Origin of the sequence: Flavobacterium aquariorum, assembly GCF_003254745.1 — a bacterium.
In the GTDB taxonomy this organism is placed as follows: Bacteria; Bacteroidota; Bacteroidia; order Flavobacteriales; family Flavobacteriaceae; genus Flavobacterium; species Flavobacterium aquariorum.
Genome location: NZ_QKXH01000004.1, coordinates 311369 through 331261 on the forward strand (window position 1 = coordinate 311369; position 19893 = coordinate 331261).

14 protein-coding genes and 1 tRNA gene are annotated in these 19893 nt (G+C 34.0%); 11 read left to right on the plus strand and 4 right to left on the minus strand.

All coding sequences use genetic code 11. The features are described 5' to 3' along the window. Positions 1–14 precede the first annotated feature (14 nt). From DOS84_RS08630 to DOS84_RS08645, 4 genes are all read left to right on the plus strand, one after another. A complete protein-coding gene (locus DOS84_RS08630) occupies positions 15–1349 on the plus strand; it encodes a sensor histidine kinase (RefSeq protein WP_243636338.1) in 1335 nt (444 codons plus the stop codon). 103 nt (positions 1350–1452) lie between these two features. Then, positions 1453–1698 carry a hypothetical protein gene (locus tag DOS84_RS08635; protein WP_243636339.1) on the plus strand — a complete coding sequence of 82 codons (246 nt, stop codon included), beginning with the start codon at positions 1453–1455 and terminating at the stop codon, positions 1696–1698. A gap of 177 nt (positions 1699–1875) precedes the next feature. Then, a complete protein-coding gene (locus DOS84_RS08640; protein WP_111409716.1) occupies positions 1876–3111 on the plus strand; it encodes a metallophosphoesterase in 1236 nt (411 codons plus the stop codon). A 72-nt stretch (positions 3112–3183) separates the two neighbouring features. Next, positions 3184–3480 carry a thioredoxin family protein gene (locus DOS84_RS08645; protein WP_077371545.1) on the plus strand — a complete coding sequence of 99 codons (297 nt, stop codon included), beginning with the start codon at positions 3184–3186 and terminating at the stop codon, positions 3478–3480. A 16-nt stretch (positions 3481–3496) separates the two neighbouring features. On the opposite strand, the gene DOS84_RS08650 is transcribed toward DOS84_RS08645, so the two are convergent. Both DOS84_RS08650 and DOS84_RS08655 read right to left on the minus strand, forming a co-directional pair. Beyond that, positions 3497–4147, minus strand: coding sequence for a polysaccharide deacetylase family protein (locus tag DOS84_RS08650; RefSeq protein ID WP_111409717.1), 651 nt, complete (start codon positions 4145–4147; stop codon positions 3497–3499). Positions 4148–4241: 94 nt separating this feature from the next. Beyond that, the gene (locus DOS84_RS08655; protein ID WP_111409718.1) at positions 4242–7517 is read right to left on the minus strand and encodes a glycosyltransferase family 117 protein; all 3276 of its coding nucleotides are present in this window, start codon (positions 7515–7517) and stop codon (positions 4242–4244) included. A 261-nt stretch (positions 7518–7778) separates the two neighbouring features. Between DOS84_RS08655 and DOS84_RS08665 the strand changes: the two genes are divergently transcribed. Then, positions 7779–7849, plus strand: a tRNA-Gln gene (locus DOS84_RS08665). Between the two features lie 107 nt (positions 7850–7956). On the opposite strand, the gene DOS84_RS08670 is transcribed toward DOS84_RS08665, so the two are convergent. Continuing rightward, complete coding sequence (locus DOS84_RS08670) at positions 7957–8781, minus strand: universal stress protein (RefSeq protein ID WP_111409720.1); 825 nt, start codon at positions 8779–8781, stop codon at positions 7957–7959. A 174-nt stretch (positions 8782–8955) separates the two neighbouring features. On the opposite strand from DOS84_RS08670, the gene rimP reads away from it, so the two are divergent. The 4 genes from rimP (at position 8956) to DOS84_RS08690 (ending at position 14743) form a co-directional block, all read left to right on the plus strand. Beyond that, positions 8956–9420: a ribosome assembly cofactor RimP gene (rimP, locus tag DOS84_RS08675; RefSeq protein WP_111409721.1), complete on the plus strand. Its 465-nt coding sequence runs from the start codon at positions 8956–8958 to the stop codon at positions 9418–9420. 13 nt (positions 9421–9433) lie between these two features. Beyond that, positions 9434–10687, plus strand: a complete 1254-nt coding sequence (gene nusA, locus DOS84_RS08680; RefSeq protein ID WP_111409722.1) for a transcription termination factor NusA — start codon at positions 9434–9436, stop codon at positions 10685–10687. A 91-nt stretch (positions 10688–10778) separates the two neighbouring features. Next, positions 10779–13682, plus strand: a complete 2904-nt coding sequence (gene infB, locus DOS84_RS08685) for a translation initiation factor IF-2 (protein ID WP_111409723.1) — start codon at positions 10779–10781, stop codon at positions 13680–13682. 305 nt (positions 13683–13987) lie between these two features. Beyond that, positions 13988–14743: a 5'-methylthioadenosine/adenosylhomocysteine nucleosidase gene (locus DOS84_RS08690; RefSeq protein ID WP_111409724.1), complete on the plus strand. Its 756-nt coding sequence runs from the start codon at positions 13988–13990 to the stop codon at positions 14741–14743. Between the two features lie 30 nt (positions 14744–14773). Here the strand turns inward: DOS84_RS08690 and DOS84_RS08695 are convergent, their stop codons facing one another. Beyond that, the gene (locus DOS84_RS08695) at positions 14774–15163 is read right to left on the minus strand and encodes an SPOR domain-containing protein (protein ID WP_111409725.1); all 390 of its coding nucleotides are present in this window, start codon (positions 15161–15163) and stop codon (positions 14774–14776) included. 217 nt (positions 15164–15380) lie between these two features. Here DOS84_RS08695 and DOS84_RS08700 point away from each other — a divergent pair, with 217 nt between their 5' ends. Then, positions 15381–16718, plus strand: coding sequence for a c-type cytochrome (locus tag DOS84_RS08700; protein ID WP_111409726.1), 1338 nt, complete (start codon positions 15381–15383; stop codon positions 16716–16718). 110 nt (positions 16719–16828) lie between these two features. Next, positions 16829–19891 (plus strand): TAT-variant-translocated molybdopterin oxidoreductase, encoded by a 3063-nt coding sequence (locus tag DOS84_RS08705; protein WP_111409727.1) that lies wholly within the window; start codon positions 16829–16831, stop codon positions 19889–19891. Positions 19892–19893 lie beyond the last annotated feature (2 nt).

A 19893-nucleotide genomic window follows, 5' to 3' on the forward strand; every position in this document is an offset into this window, starting at 1 on the left:
TAAATAAGTAGGATATGAAAATCAAGCACCAACTTGCTATTTTTAATGCACTATCACGTTTGTTACTGGTTTTGGGTTTATGGCTTATGCTTCCCATTTTGGTCGAAAAAGTAGTTTATAATCATATCAATAAAAGTTTACTGGAGAAAAAGCAAAAATTCATTGAGCATTTAGACAAAGAAGAAATAAATGACTTCATTGTTCGGAACGACACTTCCGAAACTTATTCCAGTTTTTCAACTTTACATAGTGAGTTTCTTTCGCTTTCCAGAGTGCCATCGAATGGCAAAATTAATCAAACCCTGTTTGTCACAGAACCAAGAATAATAGAAGATGAACGTAACGATTATAAAATTCTTCAATATTATTTTAAGTATGAAAACACAAACTACCTCTTGGAAATAGGAAATAGTTTAAGCGAAATCAATGATCTTACCTTTGTTATTAGGCTTTTCTTCATAATTGTTTTAATCATAATTGTTGTCATTACTTTTCTGGCTGATACTTTTTATATCGAATATTTATTAAAGCCTTTTTATAAAATTATCGATACTAAAATCCGCCATGTAAACGAGCCAGAATCTTTTGATCATACCCCAATAAAAACACATTCAAAGGATTTCCAGGAATTAGATACAGTTTTGAATCAAATGATGGACAGAATTAGTGAATTGTTTAAAAAAGAAAAACAATTTATAGCCAATGTTTCCCATGAACTCTTAACGCCAATTGCATTGTTAAAAAACAAATTTGAAAATCTACTTCAAAATGAGTCTTTGGATGATAATGCAGTGGATAAACTTGTAGGTTCCCTAAGTACATTGGATTTGCTGAAAAAGATAATTGGCAATTTATTGTTGATTTCAAAAATTGAAAACAATCAATATGAAGCGAATGAAATGATTGATTTTGATGTTATAATTACCGATTTGGTAACAGACTTGCAAGATAGGATCGATGACAAGAAATTGTCTTTTAAAAAAAAATTGGAACATCATTGTAGTTTTAGAGGAAATAAAACCCTGATGCATATTCTCTTCTATAATTTAATTGTTAATGCGATCAAATACAATAAACCTTTAGGAACAATTGAAATTAAAGACGGTTTTTTACATGGAAATTATTTCTTGTCAATATCGGATTCGGGTATTGGAATGAATGAAAAACAACAACAGAATGTTTTCAAACGATTCACCAGAGTAAGTTCTGATCAGGAAGGCCAGGGGCTGGGGCTTGCAATTGTTGAAAGCATTGCTCAATTTCATCGTATCGGCATTGAGATAACTTCGGAAATAAACGTTGGAACTACCTTTCTTTTATTGTTTCCAAATGAGGAAAAAATTAATTAAAAGTTAATTTTTTCCTGATGGCCAAAACTTCATTTAATCTTCATTTAGCAAACATAACTTTGACCTATTAATAAACTAAATTATTAATCTAAAATCTAAAATCATGAAATCACAGATTCACGAAAACCGAAAAAACAAACTTCAAAGCTTGAGTAAAAAGTTATTGATGGTATTGGCGGTTGCTTTAGGAACAACAGTTATGGTAAGTGCACAAACTACACCAGCTCAAACGAAGCCCACTAAAGAAGTAAAAGCAACTAAAAGCGAAGCGAAAAAAGAAACAAAAAAAGCACACAAAACAGAAGTTAGCAAACCAACTACTACGGAGGCTGCAACTCCAAAAAAATAATACAATCTTTTGCGAGCGGATATTTTGTAGAATAGTTCAAAAGATGTTAAAGGTTGGTTTTAATAGTAGAAAAGGGGAGATAAAGAATTTTACTCCCCTTTTTTGCGTTAAAATTATGGTAATAAAGATAATTAGCATTTTCAATAGTTGTTACTTTGTGTAAAATTTTATAAAATAATGATGTTACGTTTATTCCTTATAGGTGCTATTCTTTTTGTTATTGAACTTTATGCCTTTCAGGCAATTAAAACTTTAATTAAATTGAGATGGGTGCTGATTTCTTATCAAATAATTAGCCTTTTTCTTTTTGTATTTATCCTTTACTCCTTCACACAGTTTGACCGTTCCGTAGGGCAAACCAAGCAAACAATGTTTACAATGGGATTGTTGCTAGTTGTTTATCTTCCGAAGATTGTAATGACTTTAATTCTTTTGGGAGAAGATGTATTCCGACTGGCAGCTGGGTCAGTCAATTATTTTATTGATAATAATAGTAATGCCAATTTTTTGCCTTCCAGACGTAAATTTGTTAGTCAAATTGGTTTAGGGTTGGCTGCCATTCCATTTTTATCTTTGATTTATGGGATATTTGAAGGGAAATATAACTACAAAGTAATAAAGCAAGCGATACATTTTCCGGATTTGCCCGATGCTTTCGATGGTTTTACAATTACCCAAATTTCAGATGTACATAGCGGTAGTTTTGATAATCCTGAGAAGATTAATTACGCTATTGATTTGGTGAATGCCCAGAATTCGGATATGATATTATTTACGGGCGATATCGTTAATACTCATGCCAAGGAAATGCATCCATGGATTGAGACTTTCAACAGGATTGAGAAGCATGAATATGGTAAGTTTTCGGTTCTTGGAAATCATGATTATGGAGAATATGTGACTTGGCCAACGCAATCCGCCAAGGAGAAAAATTTTGAGGACATAAAAAAATTATACGGTCAAATAGGGTTTCAACTGTTATTGAATGAACATACTTTTATCGAAAAAGACGGCGATAAAATTGCATTGGTTGGAGTAGAAAATTGGGGTAAAAATTTCAAACAGGCTGGTGATTTAAAGAAAGCATCACAACATTTAAGTAAAGAGGATTTCAAAATCTTAATGAGTCATGATCCAAGTCATTGGAATGAAGTGGTTCAGTACGACGATAAGCATTTTCATTTGACCTTGTCTGGTCATACACATGGAATGCAATTTGGGATTGAAATTCCAGGTTTTTTTAAGTGGAGTTTGGCTCAATATGTTTATAAACAATGGGCGGGATTATATGAAAACTTAGGTAGATATGTATATGTAAATCGTGGATTTGGATTTCATGCCTATCCTGGTAGGGTTGGAATTATGCCCGAAATCACAGTAATTCAACTAATAAAGAGCAAAAAATTAGCATAATTGGTTTAAAATGCTAAATTTGCAGGATGATATCTCTTTTCGAAAGTAATAGAAATTAAATATTTTGGTTTTATGTCAAAATTTGGAGAACTTATAAATACTCAAGTTCCTGTGTTAATAGATTTTTACACAGACTGGAACGAATCTTCGGTATCGATGCATCCTGTTATAAAAGATGTAGCGGCGGCGCTTGGTGACAAAGTAAAGGTAATCAAGATAGACGTTGACAAAAATCAAGAATTAGCTGATGCTTTACGCATAAAAGGGCTGCCTACCTTGATGATTTATAAAGAAGGGATGATGATCTGGAGACAATCGGGTGAATTGGATGCCAATACTTTGATTGGAATAGTGCAAGAACAATTGTAATCTTGAGTTTTTTAGATTATTGAATTACTTCAAAAATAAATCCCCTTTGCTTTAAAATTTCTAAAGATCTTGGGAGTGTGTATTCTAAGTTTTTGAATGCTTTTACACTGTCATGGAAAACAATTACGCTTCCCGATTGTACATTCTGCAATACATTTTCCAAACATTTTTCGGGTGTTATGGTTTGGTCAAAATCCGCACTAAGGACATCCCACATGATTATTTTATAACCTAATAGTTGCAATTTTTTAGATTGCGATTTTTTTATTTTGCCGTAAGGTGGACGGAAAATTTTAGGTTTTAGATTGCAGATCTTAGATTGAAGATTTAAGATTTCCGATTCACATAAGGCAATATTGTCTAAATAGTCTTCGGTTGAAGTATTCCATCCTTTCAAATGATTGTAGGTATGATTTCCAATGGAATGGCCTTCTTCTATCGTTTTCAAAAAAATAGCTGCGTGATTATTTATGTTTTTTCCAATACAGAAAAATGTGGCTTTGGCTTCGTGTTTTTTTAATTCTTCCAAAACCCATTCTGTGATTTCTGGAGTTGGTCCATCATCAAATGTGAGGTAGATTTTATTCTCTAAATTCGGGATGTCCCAAATATAATTGGAGAATATTTTTTTTAAAAACTTATTTGTTTTAATCCAGTAGGTTTTCATAATTCAATAGCACAATTCAATGCAATTTAAATAAAAAAATGCAGTGCTTTTTTAATTGCACTGCATTTTTAAGTGATGTTTTTAATCTTGATAACTATTCTTTTTTACGTCCAAATCGAGCAAATATTTCAATATAGGTGTTGAATGTTTTTTTGCTTGAATTGTAATAATCCATGTCATTACTGTCTTTCATCACAATCAATAAACCTCTGTAGCGTTCTAAATCTGTTATGATTTCAATGCTAATGCTGGATTGTTCAGATGGCGCTAATTTGGCATAGTAATTAAGGTTTTCCTTGTATTTTTCCGTTAGTCGATCTAGCAAATCATGTGCTTTTGCTTTTTCTCCAACGTCATAATACCCTTTGGCGAATGGCTCTAAAAGTGAGTAATATCCAAACTTTTCCAAAGGCATTTTTGTCATAGCCAAATCAATGATGTTTTTCGCTTTGTCAATCTTTCCTTCGGCTATGAGTTTGTTCATTAAGCGAGACAAATTCATTCTGTAAGTAAGGCTTTCTCTGCGGGTTTCAGGATCGTGATATATTTTGTCACTTTCGCTATTGCCCCAGTCCCATTTCATTACTTTCTTGTACATGTTATCTGTATCAATTCGACCCATATCCATTTGACCTGAATCTTCTGTTAATGCTGTTTTTATTGGAACTAATTTGTAAACCATACCTTCTAATTGAAGATAGTCTTTCATCCATAAATAATCTTCGGCATCAAAAGCTCCTCCACTAAAATACACTGGTCTTTTCCAATTGTTGTTGTTAATTAGATCGAGCATCATTAACCTGTTTTTGTATATGGCGCTTCCTTTGATGTCAATGTCGATATACGGAACAATAGAATCGCTAAGTTTGGGATCAACCACCTTATTCTTTAAGATGTTTTCTTTGTCTATCGGAATTCTGATTTTATTTGTTGGGAAGAAATGAATGGTTTGTCCGTTTTGCATTTCAACTGTAGATCTTGGGTCTTTTATGAATTTTATGAAAGCATTTAAATCCCAACGGCTTTCGGTTTTTTGAATGTGCGCCACATAGTCAAGTTTATCTCCAACGTATTCATCATGTGTAAACGATATTGGTAAAGCTTCGGATTGGTACGCTTTTCTTTTCATTTGATCAATATACCAGTCAGTCATAAACAAGCTGGTGTTGACAATCTTGATGTCGGTACGAATGCCTTCTATTTCCTGAGCATACCAAAGAGGGAAAGTGTCATTATCTCCAATAGTGAATAAAATGGCGTTAGGATCGCAGGATTCAAGATAGGCTTTTGCCATTGCAGTTGCAGTATACTTTCCGGAACGGTCATGGTCATCCCAGTTTTGGTAAGCCATAAGCATTGGCGCAGCTAATAAACATCCACCGATAAGCACTGGTCCTGCAATTTTTGGAGCAAGGTATTTTTGTGCGCTTTCATACAACGCATATACTCCAAATCCAATCCAAATAGCAAATACGTAAAATGAACCTACTAAGGCGTAGTCTCTTTCGCGAGGTTCAAATGGTCGTTCGTTTAGATATATCTTTAGAGCAATTCCCAAGAATAGGAAAAGAGCTAATAGAACATAAAAGCTTTTTCTGTCTTTGCTTGCATGATACATGATTCCAATTAGGCCAAGTATAAATGGCAAGAAGAAATACACGTTTCTGCCTTTGTTATTTAAAACATCCGAAGGTAGATTATCTTGTGAGCCCAAATGTAAAGTGTCAAGGAGTGTAATTCCACTGATCCAGTTTCCATCCAGATAATCATATCTTCCTTGATTATCGTTTTGTCTTCCGACAAAATTCCACATCAAATATCTCCAATACATATAGCCAAATTGATATTCAAACATGAAACTGAAATTATCGGCAGTAGTTGGTTTTTCAATGATTAAATAATCTTTATAATGACTTAGGAAGGAAACATATCCCTCATTATCAATTTGTTTTTGTGCATAGGCTTGTCTGAACTCTGCAACTGTTTTTTCAGTTTCGTTTCTTAGTTGTGCCGTTGCTTTGTTGTAATCCTCCTCGCTTAATTTGCTTGGATCTAAACCATATTTTACCAAATCTTCATCATAATCATGGTTTGGGTCTACTCTAAATGCAGGCGGATTAGTAAAATTGATGTAGTTCTCGATATGCTCTGTACTCCACATCCTTGGTAAAATAGTTTTTTGAGCGTCATCACTATTTTGTTCTGCTTTTATGTAGTTGTTTACAATTACATATTTGCCAGTTTTGTAATCTCTCTCGTAATTGGGCGCTTTGTCCAAATAAGGATTGTTAGGATCCAATCCTGCAAAAGCTTCTGTGTATTGAGGGCCGTAAAATAAGGGATTTACACCATATTGCTCTCTGTTGTAATAAGCAAGAACTTCGGCGGCATCGGATGGTTTGTTTTCGTTAATGACCGTGTTTGAATTGGCGCGAATTGGTAGCATTAACCATGTTGAGAACCCAATTAGTATAAAAAGCACGCATAAAATAAGAGTATTGTAATGTATTAATCCTTTTTTATGGGTGTAGTTTAATCCAAAATAAAAGAAAGCTATAAGAAGCAGGGTTACAAAAATTGTTCCTGAATTAAAAGGCAGTCCCATCGAATTAACCATGAAGACTTCGGTTTTACCAAAGAACGCCATCGTTAATGGTAGTAATAATTTGAATATAAAAAGTAAAATAGAAACAACTACAATATTGGCTATAATGAAGTTTTTAACCGTTACTACTTTATAGTTTTTAAAAAAATATAAAAATCCAATTGCAGGAATGGTCAATAGAGACATAAAGTGTACACCAAAAGACAATCCAACTACCAAAGAAATTAAAAGCAGCCATCTATTTCCTCTTGGAGTGTTCATCTCCTGCTCCCAGCGTAATCCCAACCACAATAGTAAAGAAATTAGTAAAGTGGCCATGGCGTATACTTCAGCTTCGACAGCATTGTACCAAAAACTATCCGAAAAGGTGTAAGCCAAAGCACCAACTAAAGAGCTTCCGAGGATGACAATCGAATTGTTTGTATTGATTTCTGAATATTGTCCAATTATTTTTTTTAGGATCATTGTTGATGACCAAAACATAAATAATATAGTAAATGCACTGGAAAATACGGAAGTCATATTTACCATTAAAGCGATATGTTCTTTATCGATGGCAAACATTGCGAAAAAAGCACCGATCATTTGGAATAATGGGGCTCCTGGTGGGTGGCCAACCTCAAGTTTGGCGGCTGTCGCGATATATTCTCCACAATCCCAAAAACTCATTGTGGGTTCAACAGTAAGTGTATAAGTTATTAATGCTATTGAAAAGGCAAACCAACCTGTAATTGTATTCCATTTGTTGAAATTGAATGATGTCATATACTAGTCTTCTGTTTTTTATATGTTTTAAAAAGTGTTACAAAGAAAATGTTTTTTTTTTTAAAGTTAAGTCGCATTATTATAATTTTATGGAAAATAATCCTTTTAGTAAACGCTTTGTCTTTCAGTATTTTAATCAGATTTTGATTTTTAAATTGAAATTTGTTTCATTTTTTTTGAAGAAAAAGGTAAAAAAAGTTTGCACAGCTTGGAATTTGTTTTAAATTTGCACTCGCTTAGCAGAAATGTTAGCAACAAAGCTGGTCTATGGTGTAATGGTAACACAACTGTTTTTGGTGCAGTCTTTCTAGGTTCGAGTCCTAGTAGACCAACGAAAGCCCTTCAAATTTGAAGGGCTTTTTTTATGGTATTAACTGAAATGTTAATATGTAAAAAAGAAAGCCTCTCAAATTTTGAGAGGCTTTCTTTTTATTGAGAATTATATTCTAAATGTCAATACGGGTTTTGTGGCGTGATTTACCAAATCTTCTGAGATGCTTCCAGCAAAGAAATGATTAAGGCCGGTTCTTCCATGAGTGCAAAATGCGATCAGGTCGGCATCTTTTTCATTGGAATAGTTGATAATTCCTTTCTCTATATTGTTTTCATTGTATATTTCAAATGAGTATTCAGGCATGTCAAAATCAGCTACAAAGTCGGTAACTATTTTACGTGCGGCCGAAGTGCTTTTGAAGCTATTTGGCGTGCAAATCATTACCAGATTTAATTTTGCTTCAAATAATTTAGTGAAATCAAGCATTTTTTGAAATGGTTTTTTGATTTCTTTTGAAAAATCGGAGGCAAAAATGATATTTTGGATTTTGAAATTATTTATTTTGTTTTTAATTACCAAAACAGGGGTTTCGGATTGTCTTACTACTTTTTCGGTATTCGATCCAATGATGATTTCATTGATTCCGGATGCTCCGTGTGAACCCATAACAATCAGGTCCATGTCATGTTGTTTAATGTAGTTGTTTATTCCATGATAAGCGCCGTCAAGTCGAACTACTTCTGTTACTTTGATTCCTTGTAGGTAAGGGCGGTTCTTAATGTTTTTTAATGTTTCCTCTGCTTTGCGTTTAAAAAGCATTACCTCTGGAATACTTGTTGCTCCAGTTAAGGCATCGTTCATTTGGCCAGGTAATTCAAGCATGTGGATTAAGATGATTTCACAATCGTTTTTTTTTGCAATTTCTGCGCCAACTTCTATTGCTTCATCAGCATATTTGGAAAAGTCAGTAGGGATTAAAATTTTTTTCATCTGTTTGGGGTTTGATTTATTCAGTAATGTTGGGCAAATTTAATATAATAAAGATATAAATTTTTTTAATAGTAATCAATTTTTTTGATTTATAAAAAAACACTATATTTGCACCGTTATTTATTAATATACTAGATAATGAGGCACGCATAGCGTGCCTCTTTTTATAAAGATATGACATTTAAAGAAAAAGTAAAGCAAGTATTAGAAGAGGCTCTTCTTGAAAAACCATCTGTTTTTTTAATTGACTTGACCATAACGGACAGTTTTAAAATTATTATTGGGATTGATGGGGATAATGGTGTGGTTTTGCAGGACTGTATCGATGTAAGTCGTGCTGTTGAAAGTAATTTAGATAGAGAAGAGCAAGATTATTCTTTGGAGGTGGCTTCAGTTGGAGTTGGTTCTCCTTTAAAATTGGTTAGACAGTACAAAAAAAATATCGGTAGAACATTAATTGTTAAGACGAATACCGAAAATATTGAAGCAGAATTAGTTGAAGCTAATGATCTTTTTATAATTTTGTCTTGGAAAGCTAGAGAACCCAAAAAAATTGGTAAAGGAAAAGAGACGGTTCAAAAAGAACAACAAATCCCTTACTCAGATATTAAAGAAGCAATTGTTACAGTAACATTTTAATTAAAGAATTCGCATGGAAAATTTAGCATTAATCGATTCATTTTCAGAGTTTAAAGATGATAAACTTATTGATCGTGTAACGCTTATGGCAATTTTGGAAGATGTATTTAGAAATGCATTGAAAAAAAAATACGGTTCAGATGATAATTTCGATATCATTATAAATCCTGATAAAGGAGATATGGAGATTTGGAGAAGAAGAGTAATCGTTGCTGACGAGGATTTGGATTTTGAAAATGAAGAAATTACATTAACTGAAGCTAGAAAAATTGAAGCTGATTTTGAAATTGGTGAAGAGGTTTCTGAAGAAGTTAAGCTGATAGATTTGGGTAGAAGAGCGATATTGGCTTTAAGACAAAATTTAATTTCGAAAATACACGAACACGATAATACTAATCTTTACAAACAATTTAAAGATATTATTGGCGATATTTATACTGCGGAAGTGCATCATGTACGTCCAAGAGTTGTAATTTTGGTGGATGATGACGGAAATGAAATCATTTTGCCAAAAGAAAAACAAATTCCTTCAGATTTCTTCCGTAAAGGGGATAATGTGAGAGGTATAATTGAAAGCGTTGAACTAAAAGGAAATAAACCTCAAATTATTATGTCAAGAACTTCAGATAAGTTCTTGGAGAAATTGTTTGAACAAGAAATTCCAGAGGTTTTTGACGGTTTGATTATGGTTAAAAATGTTGTGAGAATACCAGGTGAAAAAGCCAAAGTAGCGGTAGATTCTTATGATGACCGTATTGATCCTGTTGGAGCATGTGTAGGTATGAAAGGTTCACGTATTCATGGAATTGTTCGTGAATTAGGAAATGAAAATATTGATGTAATCAATTATACTAGCAATATTCAATTGTATATTACCAGAGCATTAAGTCCTGCTAAAGTTTCCTCAATTAAGATTAATGAAGAAACAAAAAGAGCTGAAGTGTTTTTGAAATTGGAGGAAGTTTCTAAAGCAATAGGTAGAGGTGGGCATAATATTCGTTTGGCTGGTTTGTTGACCGGTTATGAATTGGATGTAATACGTGAAGGTGATGTAGCTGGTGCAATTGCAGATGATGACGATGTTGAATTGACTGAGTTTTCAGATGAGATCGAGGATTGGGTAATTGAGGAATTTGCAAAAATTGGATTGGATACTGCCAAAAGTATTTTGAAACATGATGTAGATGATTTAGTTAGAAGAACCGACCTAGAAGAGGAAACGATTTTAGATGTAATGAGAATACTAAATGAGGAGTTTGATAGTTAATATACTATAGGCGCCTCATATAAAATAAATTTCTATTTTTATTATAAAATATTAAATAGAACAACGAATAAGGTAAAAATAAAAAGGTTTTATGTCTGAAGAGAGAATTATTAGAATAAACAAGGTTTTAAGGGAATTAAATATTTCGTTAGAAAGAGCTGTGGATTATCTAAAAGATAAGGGTATTGCTATTGAGTCAAACCCAAACACAAAAATTTCTGAGCAGGAATTTAATATCCTACAAAGTCAGTTTGCAGGCGACAAGGGGAATAAAGAAGCTTCGAAAGAAGTAAGTGAGGAGAAAAGGAAAGAAAAAGAAGCTTTGCGTATTGAGCGTGAGAAAGAAGTTGAAGACAAACGCAAATTAGAAGAAGATCGTTTGAAACAACAAGAAGTTATAAAAGCGAGAGCTGTTTTGTCAGGTCCGGTACAAGTTGGTAAAATTGATCTTAATCCTAAAAAGCCTGCGGTCGCTCCAAGCCCTGTTGTTGCTGAAAAAGTAATTGCTCCTAAAGATGTAGTTCCAGAAGAAAAACCTGTTCTAAAAGAAGAAGTTAAAAAGGAAACTGTTGAGAATGTTGTTAAAACAGAAGCTCCAGTAGAAAAAGTTAAAAAGGAAATTCCAGCCCCTGAGGTAAAAGATAAGCCTAAGTTTAAGGAGGTAAAAAATATAGAGAAATCAGAAGCGGTAACAGAGAAAAAATCTGAAGCAACTTCAGGTGAAACTCCGGTTGAAGAATCTATTACGACTCAATATCAAAAACTTTCTGGTGCAACTCTAACAGGTCAAGTTATTGATTTGTCTCAATTTAATAAGCCGAAGAAGAAAAAAGAAGATCCAAAAATTACGCCTAATAAGCCAGGAACTCCTGGAGTGGCTGGTGCTAATAATGCGAATAAAAATAAACGTAAAAGAATTGCTCCAAAGCCAGGTGCGCCTAGACCACCTGCTACTCCTGGAGTTCCTGGAGCACCAAATCCTAACAAAATCACTCCGAATACTGGAGGTGGAGGTTTTAATGCAAATAGAAGTGCAAGACCTGGATTTGTAAAAGGAAATCGACCTGCAATTGTTGCCAAAGTAGAGCCTACGGAGGAAGAAGTAAAAAACCAAATCCGTGAAACTTTGGAGAAACTTCAAGGTAAAGGTGGTAAATCAAAAGCAGCTAAATACAGAAGAGATAAAAGAGATACACACCGTCAGAAATCTGATGATGAGCAAAGAGCTTTAGACGAAGGAAGTAAAACGATCAAAGTTACTGAGTTTGTTACTGTAGGTGAAATTGCAATCATGATGGATGTGCCAATTACTAAAGTGATTGGAACGTGTATGTCACTTGGAATCATGGTTACCATGAACCAGCGTTTGGATGCTGAGACATTAACTATTGTTGCTGATGAATTTGGTTATGATGTTGAATTTATTACAGTAGATATTGAAGAAGCAATTCAGGTTGTTGAAGACAAAGAAGAAGATTTAGTATTCAGAGCTCCTATTGTAACTGTAATGGGTCACGTCGATCACGGTAAAACGTCTTTGCTGGATTATATCCGTAAAGAAAATGTTATCGCTGGGGAATCTGGAGGAATTACACAGCACATTGGTGCATATGGAGTAACTTTAGATAATGGTCAAAAAATTGCATTTTTAGATACACCTGGTCACGAAGCCTTTACTGCGATGCGTGCTCGTGGTGCTCAAGTTACAGATATTGCAATTATTGTGATTGCTGCTGATGATGATATCATGCCGCAAACCAAAGAGGCTATTTCTCATGCTCAAGCAGCAGGGGTTCCTATTATTTTTGCAATTAATAAAATTGATAAACCAAATGCTAATCCTGAAAAAGTAAAAGAAAGATTAGCAGGTATGAACCTTTTGGTAGAAGATTGGGGTGGGAAAATTCAATCTCATGATATCTCTGCAAAAGTAGGTACTGGTGTAAAAGAATTATTAGAAAAAGTATTGTTAGAAGCTGAAATTTTAGATTTGAAATCGAATCCAAATAAAGCGGCTCAAGGTACAGTGGTTGAAGCTTTCTTAGATAAAGGGAAAGGATATGTATCTACTATATTAGTACAACATGGTACTCTTAAAATTGGAGACTATATGTTGGCTGGAAAACACCATGGTAAAATTAAAGCCATGCACGATGAAAGAGGTAATATTGTTACTGTTGCAGGTCCTTCGACTCCAGTTTCTGTTTTAGGTCTTGATGGTGCAGCTACTGCGGGTGATAAATTCAATATTTTTGAAGACGAAAAAGAAGCGAAACAAATTGCTGCTAAACGTTCTCAATTAATGCGTGAACAATCTGTACGTACACAAAGACATATCACATTGGATGAAATTGGGCGTAGAATTGCATTGGGTCAATTTAAAGAATTGAACATTATCCTTAAAGGAGACGTAGATGGTTCTGTTGAAGCATTGTCTGATTCGTTCTCTAAATTATCTACTGAAGAAATACAGATTAATATTATACATAAAGGAGTTGGTGCTATTACTGAAACTGACGTTATGTTGGCTTCTGCTTCTGATGCAATCATTATCGGATTTAACGTTCGTCCTGCTGGAAATGCTAGACAATTGGCTGATAAAGAAGAAATCGATATCCGTTATTACTCTATTATCTATGCTGCTATCGATGACTTGAAAGATGCAATGGAAGGAATGTTAGCTCCTGAAATGAAAGAAGAAGTACTTGGTACTGCTGAGATCAGAGAAATATTCAAAATTTCTAAAGTTGGTTCTATCGCAGGATGTATGGTTATGGATGGTAAAATTGCCAAAAATGCCAAAATCAGAATCATTAGAGATGGAGTTGTTGTATTCACGGGTGAACTACTTGCATTGAAACGTTTCAAAGATGATGTGAAAGAAGTTGCTAAAGGATATGATTGTGGTATTCAAATAAAAGGATACAATGATATCGAAGAAAGAGATGTTATTGAAGCTTACCACGAAGTTGCAATTAAAAAGAAATTGAAATAAGATTTCTTAGATCTATAATTAAAAATCCCAATTCGTTGGGATTTTTTTGTTTATATATTGTTGTTTTTAATGTTTGATGATTTTTTAAATTGGATATGAATTGAACTGTTAATTTTTAGCAGCAGAAATTTTTGGCTTATTTGTTAATATCGCCCCGCTTTTCGCTAATTTTTTGTCTAATACTGGTGCAAAAAATTTTCACTGCAATCGGGGCTAAGTGCTGGCATTTTGTATTTTTACCGTCATTCTAAAATTGAAAACAGTGTTATTCCGAATCAGGTTGGTAGATTAAAAAATAATATAATATGGAAAGAATTGGTATTCTGGGTGCAATGCCAGAAGAAATAAATGGTATCGTTTTGTTGTTAAAAGACAAAAAAGAAGTTGGAAAGGGAATGCGCACCTATTATTTAGGGACAATAAATGATATTGAAGTAGTAGTTGTGTTTTCTAGATGGGGAAAAGTGGCTTCAGCTACGACTGTTACCCATTTAATTGTTGAATTTGGGATAACAGAATTGTTTTTCATAGGAGTTGCAGGTGCTATTCATTCAGATTTAAATATTGGTGATATTGTTGTGGCTAGTAGTTTAATTCAACATGATTTAGATGCGCGTCCAATAATCCAGAGATTTGAAATTCCTTTACTGGGAAAAACTGCACTGTACTCTCCAAAAGAGATGTTGGCTAAGACAGTAAAGAATATGGATGAATTAGTAAATGATAAGAGTTTAATTCACTTACTTTCTCCAAAACAAAGGGAAAAGTTTTCTTTGTGGAATCCCAAAATGGTTGTTGGTCAAATTGCCAGTGGAGACCGTTTCATTGCAAGTCATAAAGATAAAGAAAACCTTTTGGCAATACTACCTGAAGTTTTGTGTGCTGAGATGGAAGGAGCTGCAGTGGCACAAGTATGTTTTGAATACAATGTTCCTTATGTCATAATTCGAATTATCTCAGATGAGGCTAATGATAATTCTGTTGTAGATTTTATAGAATTCGTATCTCAGGTAGCTTCAAGGTTTGGAGTTGAGATAATTAAAAAACTGTTAAAAAAATAGCCCTTAAAAGGGCTATTTTTGTTCGAAATATTATTTACTTGGTTTTATTAAAAACACATTTTTATATTTCTTTTGGATCTCAACAAGATTTCGTTCAGCTTCCATTCTGGTTCTGAAATTGCCAACCCAAACTTTATAATTCGGTGTATTGAAAATAATGGTACCATCTAAATTCGTGAATTCTTGGCGAAACTCATTTAAAGTTTTTTTAGCGCTTTCACTAGCTCCACTGAAAATTTGGATTTTGTAGCGATCGGAATAAGATAAATTGCTATTGGATTTTCTTTTTTCATTTAATAATTGCTCAAATTTAGGGTCTTGATTTAAACTTAAATTGGAGTTCTGGGCAGTTATTCTGTTTGTTGTTATTAGAAATAAAGTAAATAGCAACAATGCTTTAAGGTTTCTTAAAAATCTCATAATCTGATTATTTATTCTGCAAAAATAGTTTTTTAACAGGGAATCGTAATAGTTTCGCTATTTAGATTTAATATAAATTATAATTAAGATTATTTTAAGGTTTTGAGAATAGTTCTTAAGTCGTATTTTTGTGCAAGTTTTTAAATAAGGTTCGTTTTGTTTTCTAGTTTTAGATAAACAAGCGAACAATTTTTTAGTAGATAATCAATATATTAATATGAAAAAGGTGGGTAACCATAATTCGAATTCAAGGAAATTATTTTTAAGCTTAGCATTAATGTTGAGTATTTCCGTAGCTTCATTTGCGCAAGATGCAGCTCCTGTTGCGGCCGAAGCAACTGCAGCAGCTCCAGCGGCGAGTTCTGGAGGTGATGCGGCAAAAGGTAAAGAGCTTTTTAATACCAATTGTGCTGCATGTCACAAGTTAGATGCAAAATCTACGGGTCCGGCTCTTAGAGATGTTATTTCAAGACATGAAATTTCTTGGATTTATAAATGGGTCCACAATAGTTCAGATTTAATTAAATCTGGTGATGCTGCTGCCGTAAAAGTTTTTGAGGCTAACAACAAAATTCCGATGACTGCATTCCCTCAGTTGTCTGAAGGGGATATTGATAATATTATTGCTTATACTTCTGAGCCAAAAGCTACTGCTCCTGCTGCTGCCGGTGCTTCTGCTTCTGCTGCCGTTCCTGGTACGGTTCAAGAAGAAGGAATCTCTAATAATGTTATATTAGGTGCTTTGTCATTAGTAATGGCAATTCTTATTGTGATGTTGGTTTTGGTTAACAAAGTATTAAGAAAGGTGGCTGCTGCAAATGGAATTGAAGTGGTTGCAAAAGAACCTACATTACCGATCTGGAAAGCTTTTGTTAGAAATCAGTTTTTGGTTTTGGTTTCTGCTATATTTTTATTGCTTTCGGGTGCTTATTTAGTATACGGATTTTTAATGCAAGTTGGTGTAGATCAAAATTACGAACCAATTCAGCCGATACACTACTCTCACAGAATACATGCCGGCGATAATGAAATCAACTGTAAATATTGTCACTCTGCTTCTCGTGTGAGCAAAACTGCAGGTATTCCTTCTTTGAATGTTTGTATGAACTGTCATAAAAGTATTAGTGAAGTTGCTGAAACTACTGCAACTCCAGAATACAGTAAAGCTTTTTATGATGAGCAAATCCAAAAATTATATAAAGCTGTGGGTTGGGATGCTACTTCTCAATCATATACAGGTAAAACTGAGCCAGTGAAATGGGTTCGTATTCATAATTTACCTGACTTTGTTTATTTTAATCACTCACAACACGTTACTGTAGCTGGTATTGAATGTCAAACTTGTCACGGTCCTGTTCAGGAATTCGAAGTCATGAAACAGTTCTCTCCTTTGACAATGGGATGGTGTGTTAATTGCCATAGAAAAACTGATGTTAAAATGGAAGGTAATGAGTATTACACAAAAATACACGAAGAGCTTTCTAAAAAATATGGTGTAGATAAATTAACCGCTGCTCAAATGGGTGGGTTAGAATGTGGTAAATGTCACTACTAAAAAGAGTTTAAAAGTTTTAAGTTTCAAGTTGTCTTTTATATAGCTTGAAACTTAAGACAAAGAAAACTTGAAACTAAAAAAAATTATTAAGATTAATATTTATATATAATATGTCATCAAACAAAAAATACTGGAAAAGTGTTGAAGAACTAGACGGAAATAGTTCTATTGTTGAGGCGCTTAGAAATAACGAATTTGTTGAAGAGATTCCTACAGATGAATTTTTAGGGAATGAAGCAGCTTTGTCTTCTTCTTCAACTACACGTCGTGACTTTTTAAAGTACGTTGGTTTTAGTACAGCGGCAGCTTCTTTAGCTGCTTGCGAAGGTCCTGTGCATTTGTCAATTCCTTATGTGCTGCAACCAGAACAAATTATTCCTGGAGTAGCAGATTATTATGCAACTTCAGTTTTTGATGGATTTGATTTCGCAAACCTTTTGGTAAAAACTCGTGAAGGTCGTCCAATTAAAATAGATAATAACACTATTGCTGGAGCTAAGTTTGCGGCTAATGCTAGAATTCATGGTTCTATATTGTCATTGTATGATAATATGCGTTTGAAAGAGCCTAAGCTAGATGCTAAAAATGCTTCTTGGTCTGCAGTTGATTCAAAAATAAAATCTAGTATTGTTGATGCTAAAGCAAAAGGTGGGCAAGTAGTATTTTTGACAAATACATTGGCAAGTCCTTCTACTGAAAAACTAATTGCTGATTTCATTGCAAAGAATCCTAATGCAAAACATGTAATATACGATGCTGTTTCTTCTTCAGAAGCTTTAGATGCTTTTGAAACTGTTTATGGAGAAAGAGCTTTAGTGGATTATGATTTTTCTAAAGCTTCGGTTATTGTTTCTGTTGGAGCTGATTTCCTTGGAGATTGGCAAGGTGGAGGATATGACTCTGGATATGCAAAAGGAAGAATCCCATCTGGTGCTGTTGGAAAGAAAACAATATCAAAACACGTACAATTAGAGTCTAATATGACTTTATCTGGTGCTGCTGCTGATAAGCGTGTTGCTATGTCAACCGCTAATCAAAAGCAAGCATTAGTTCAAATATACAATGTTGTTACCGGTGCAAATGTTAGTACTTCATTGGATGCTACTTTCAAAGCGGATGTAATTAAAGCAGCTCAACAATTGAAAGCTGCTGGGTCTAAAGGAGTTTTGGTGTCTGGTATTCAAGATAAAAATGCTCAATTATTAGTTCTTGCTATTAATCAAGTTTTGGCAAGTGAAGCTTTTGCTACTTCTGGAACTAGACAAATCCGTAAAGGATCTAATGAGAAAGTTGCTCAATTAATAAAAGATATGAATGCTGGAAGTGTTCATACTTTGATTATGAGTGGTGTTAATCCAGTTTACACTTTGGCTGACAGCAAGTCATTTGTTGAAGGATTGAAAAAAGTAAAAACTTCGGTTTCATTATCATTAAAAGAAGATGAAACTGCTTCATTGTCTACAATTGCTGCTCCAGTTCCTCATTATTTGGAAGCTTGGGGAGATTTAGCTTTGACAAAAGGAACATATAGTATTACTCAACCTACTATTCGTCCATTATTTAATACAAAGCAATTTCAAGATATTTTATTGTCTATAAACGGAATTCCTGGAACTTATTATGATTATCTGAAAGCGTTTTCGTCTTCAGTAATTGCTGGTTCTTCTTGGAATAAAGTTTTGCATGATGGGGTTTATGTAGGTGTTATACCAACATCAGCTGCTGGTACTGCTGATTACAACGGTGCTGCAAATACATTGGCTCAAGCAAAATCTACTGGTCTTGAATTAGTATTGTATACTAAAACAGGAATGGGAGATGGTCAGCAAGCTAACAACCCATGGTTGCAAGAGTTTCCGGATCCATTAACAAGAGTATCTTGGGATAATTATGTTACTGTTTCGAATGCTGATGCTAAGAAATGGGGATTAACAAATGAAATCGTTGCTAACGGTGGATTAAATGGTAGCTATGTTACTTTGACTGCTAATGGTGTTAAACTTGAAAATGTTCCTGTAATTGTTCAACCAGGTCAAGCTGTTGGAACTGTGGGGATGGCTTTAGGATATGGTCGTAAAGCAGCTTTAAAAGAAGAAATGCAAGTAGGTATTAATGCTTACGCTTTATATAGTGGATTTAATAATGTACAATCTGTTTCAATAGTGAAAGCAGACGGTGAACACGAATTTGCTTGTGTTCAAGGTCAAAAAACATTAATGGGAAGAGGAGACATCATTAAAGAAACTACTCTTGAAATTTTCAATACTAAAGATGCTGAAATTTGGAATGAAAAACCAATGGTTTCTTTAGACCACAAAGAAGTTGAAGCTACTTCAGTAGATTTATGGGGTTCATTTGATCGTTCTACTGGACATCACTTTAATCTTTCTATAGATTTGAATGCTTGTACTGGATGTGGGGCTTGTGTAATTGCATGTCATGCTGAAAATAACGTTCCTGTAGTTGGTAAATCTGAAGTAAGAAGAAGTAGAGATATGCACTGGTTGCGTATTGATAGATACTATTCTTCTGAAAGCACATTTGAAGGGGATAACGAAAGAAAAGAAAATATAGCTGGATTGTCTAGTTCATTATCTACTTTCAATGAAATGGAAAAAGCTGGAGATAATCCACAAGTTTCTTTCCAACCTGTAATGTGTCAACATTGTAATCATGCTCCTTGTGAGACTGTTTGTCCTGTTGCTGCAACTTCACACGGTCGTCAAGGCCAAAATCAAATGGCTTATAACAGATGTGTTGGTACTCGTTACTGTGCTAACAACTGTCCTTATAAAGTACGTCGTTTCAACTGGTTCTTATACAACAAAAACAGTGAATTTGATTATCATATGAATGATGATTTGGGACGTATGGTTTTAAATCCAGATGTTAATGTTCGTTCTCGTGGAGTAATGGAAAAATGTTCAATGTGTATTCAAATGACACAAGCGACAATTTTGAAAGCTAAAAACGAAGGAAGAACAATAAAAGATGGAGAATTCCAAACTGCTTGTTCAAATGCTTGTTCTACTGGAGCGATGATATTTGGAGATGTAAATGATAAAGAAGCGACTGTTACTAAATTAGCAGAAGACGAAAGAAGTTATCATTTATTGGAGCATGTTGGTACAAAACCAAATGTTGTATACCACGTTAAAGTTAGAAATACCTAGTA

Bases quoted from the DNA above. Each gene is read 5' to 3' on its own strand.
- DOS84_RS08645 (WP_077371545.1), top strand. From the start codon at position 3,184: ATGTCAAAATTTGGAGAACTTATAAATACTCAAGTTCCTGTGTTAATA.
- DOS84_RS08635 (WP_243636339.1), top strand. From the start codon at position 1,453: ATGAAATCACAGATTCACGAAAACCGAAAAAACAAACTTCAAAGCTTG.
- DOS84_RS08655 (WP_111409718.1), bottom strand. From the start codon at position 7,517: ATGACATCATTCAATTTCAACAAATGGAATACAATTACAGGTTGGTTT.
- DOS84_RS08700 (WP_111409726.1), top strand. From the start codon at position 15,381: ATGAAAAAGGTGGGTAACCATAATTCGAATTCAAGGAAATTATTTTTA.
- DOS84_RS08650 (WP_111409717.1), bottom strand. From the start codon at position 4,147: ATGAAAACCTACTGGATTAAAACAAATAAGTTTTTAAAAAAAATATTC.
- DOS84_RS08690 (WP_111409724.1), top strand. From the start codon at position 13,988: ATGGAAAGAATTGGTATTCTGGGTGCAATGCCAGAAGAAATAAATGGT.
- DOS84_RS08705 (WP_111409727.1), top strand. From the start codon at position 16,829: ATGTCATCAAACAAAAAATACTGGAAAAGTGTTGAAGAACTAGACGGA.
- rimP (WP_111409721.1), top strand. From the start codon at position 8,956: ATGACATTTAAAGAAAAAGTAAAGCAAGTATTAGAAGAGGCTCTTCTT.
- DOS84_RS08695 (WP_111409725.1), bottom strand. From the start codon at position 15,163: ATGAGATTTTTAAGAAACCTTAAAGCATTGTTGCTATTTACTTTATTT.
- nusA (WP_111409722.1), top strand. From the start codon at position 9,434: ATGGAAAATTTAGCATTAATCGATTCATTTTCAGAGTTTAAAGATGAT.
- infB (WP_111409723.1), top strand. From the start codon at position 10,779: ATGTCTGAAGAGAGAATTATTAGAATAAACAAGGTTTTAAGGGAATTA.
- DOS84_RS08670 (WP_111409720.1), bottom strand. From the start codon at position 8,781: ATGAAAAAAATTTTAATCCCTACTGACTTTTCCAAATATGCTGATGAA.
- DOS84_RS08630 (WP_243636338.1), top strand. From the start codon at position 15: ATGAAAATCAAGCACCAACTTGCTATTTTTAATGCACTATCACGTTTG.
- DOS84_RS08640 (WP_111409716.1), top strand. From the start codon at position 1,876: ATGATGTTACGTTTATTCCTTATAGGTGCTATTCTTTTTGTTATTGAA.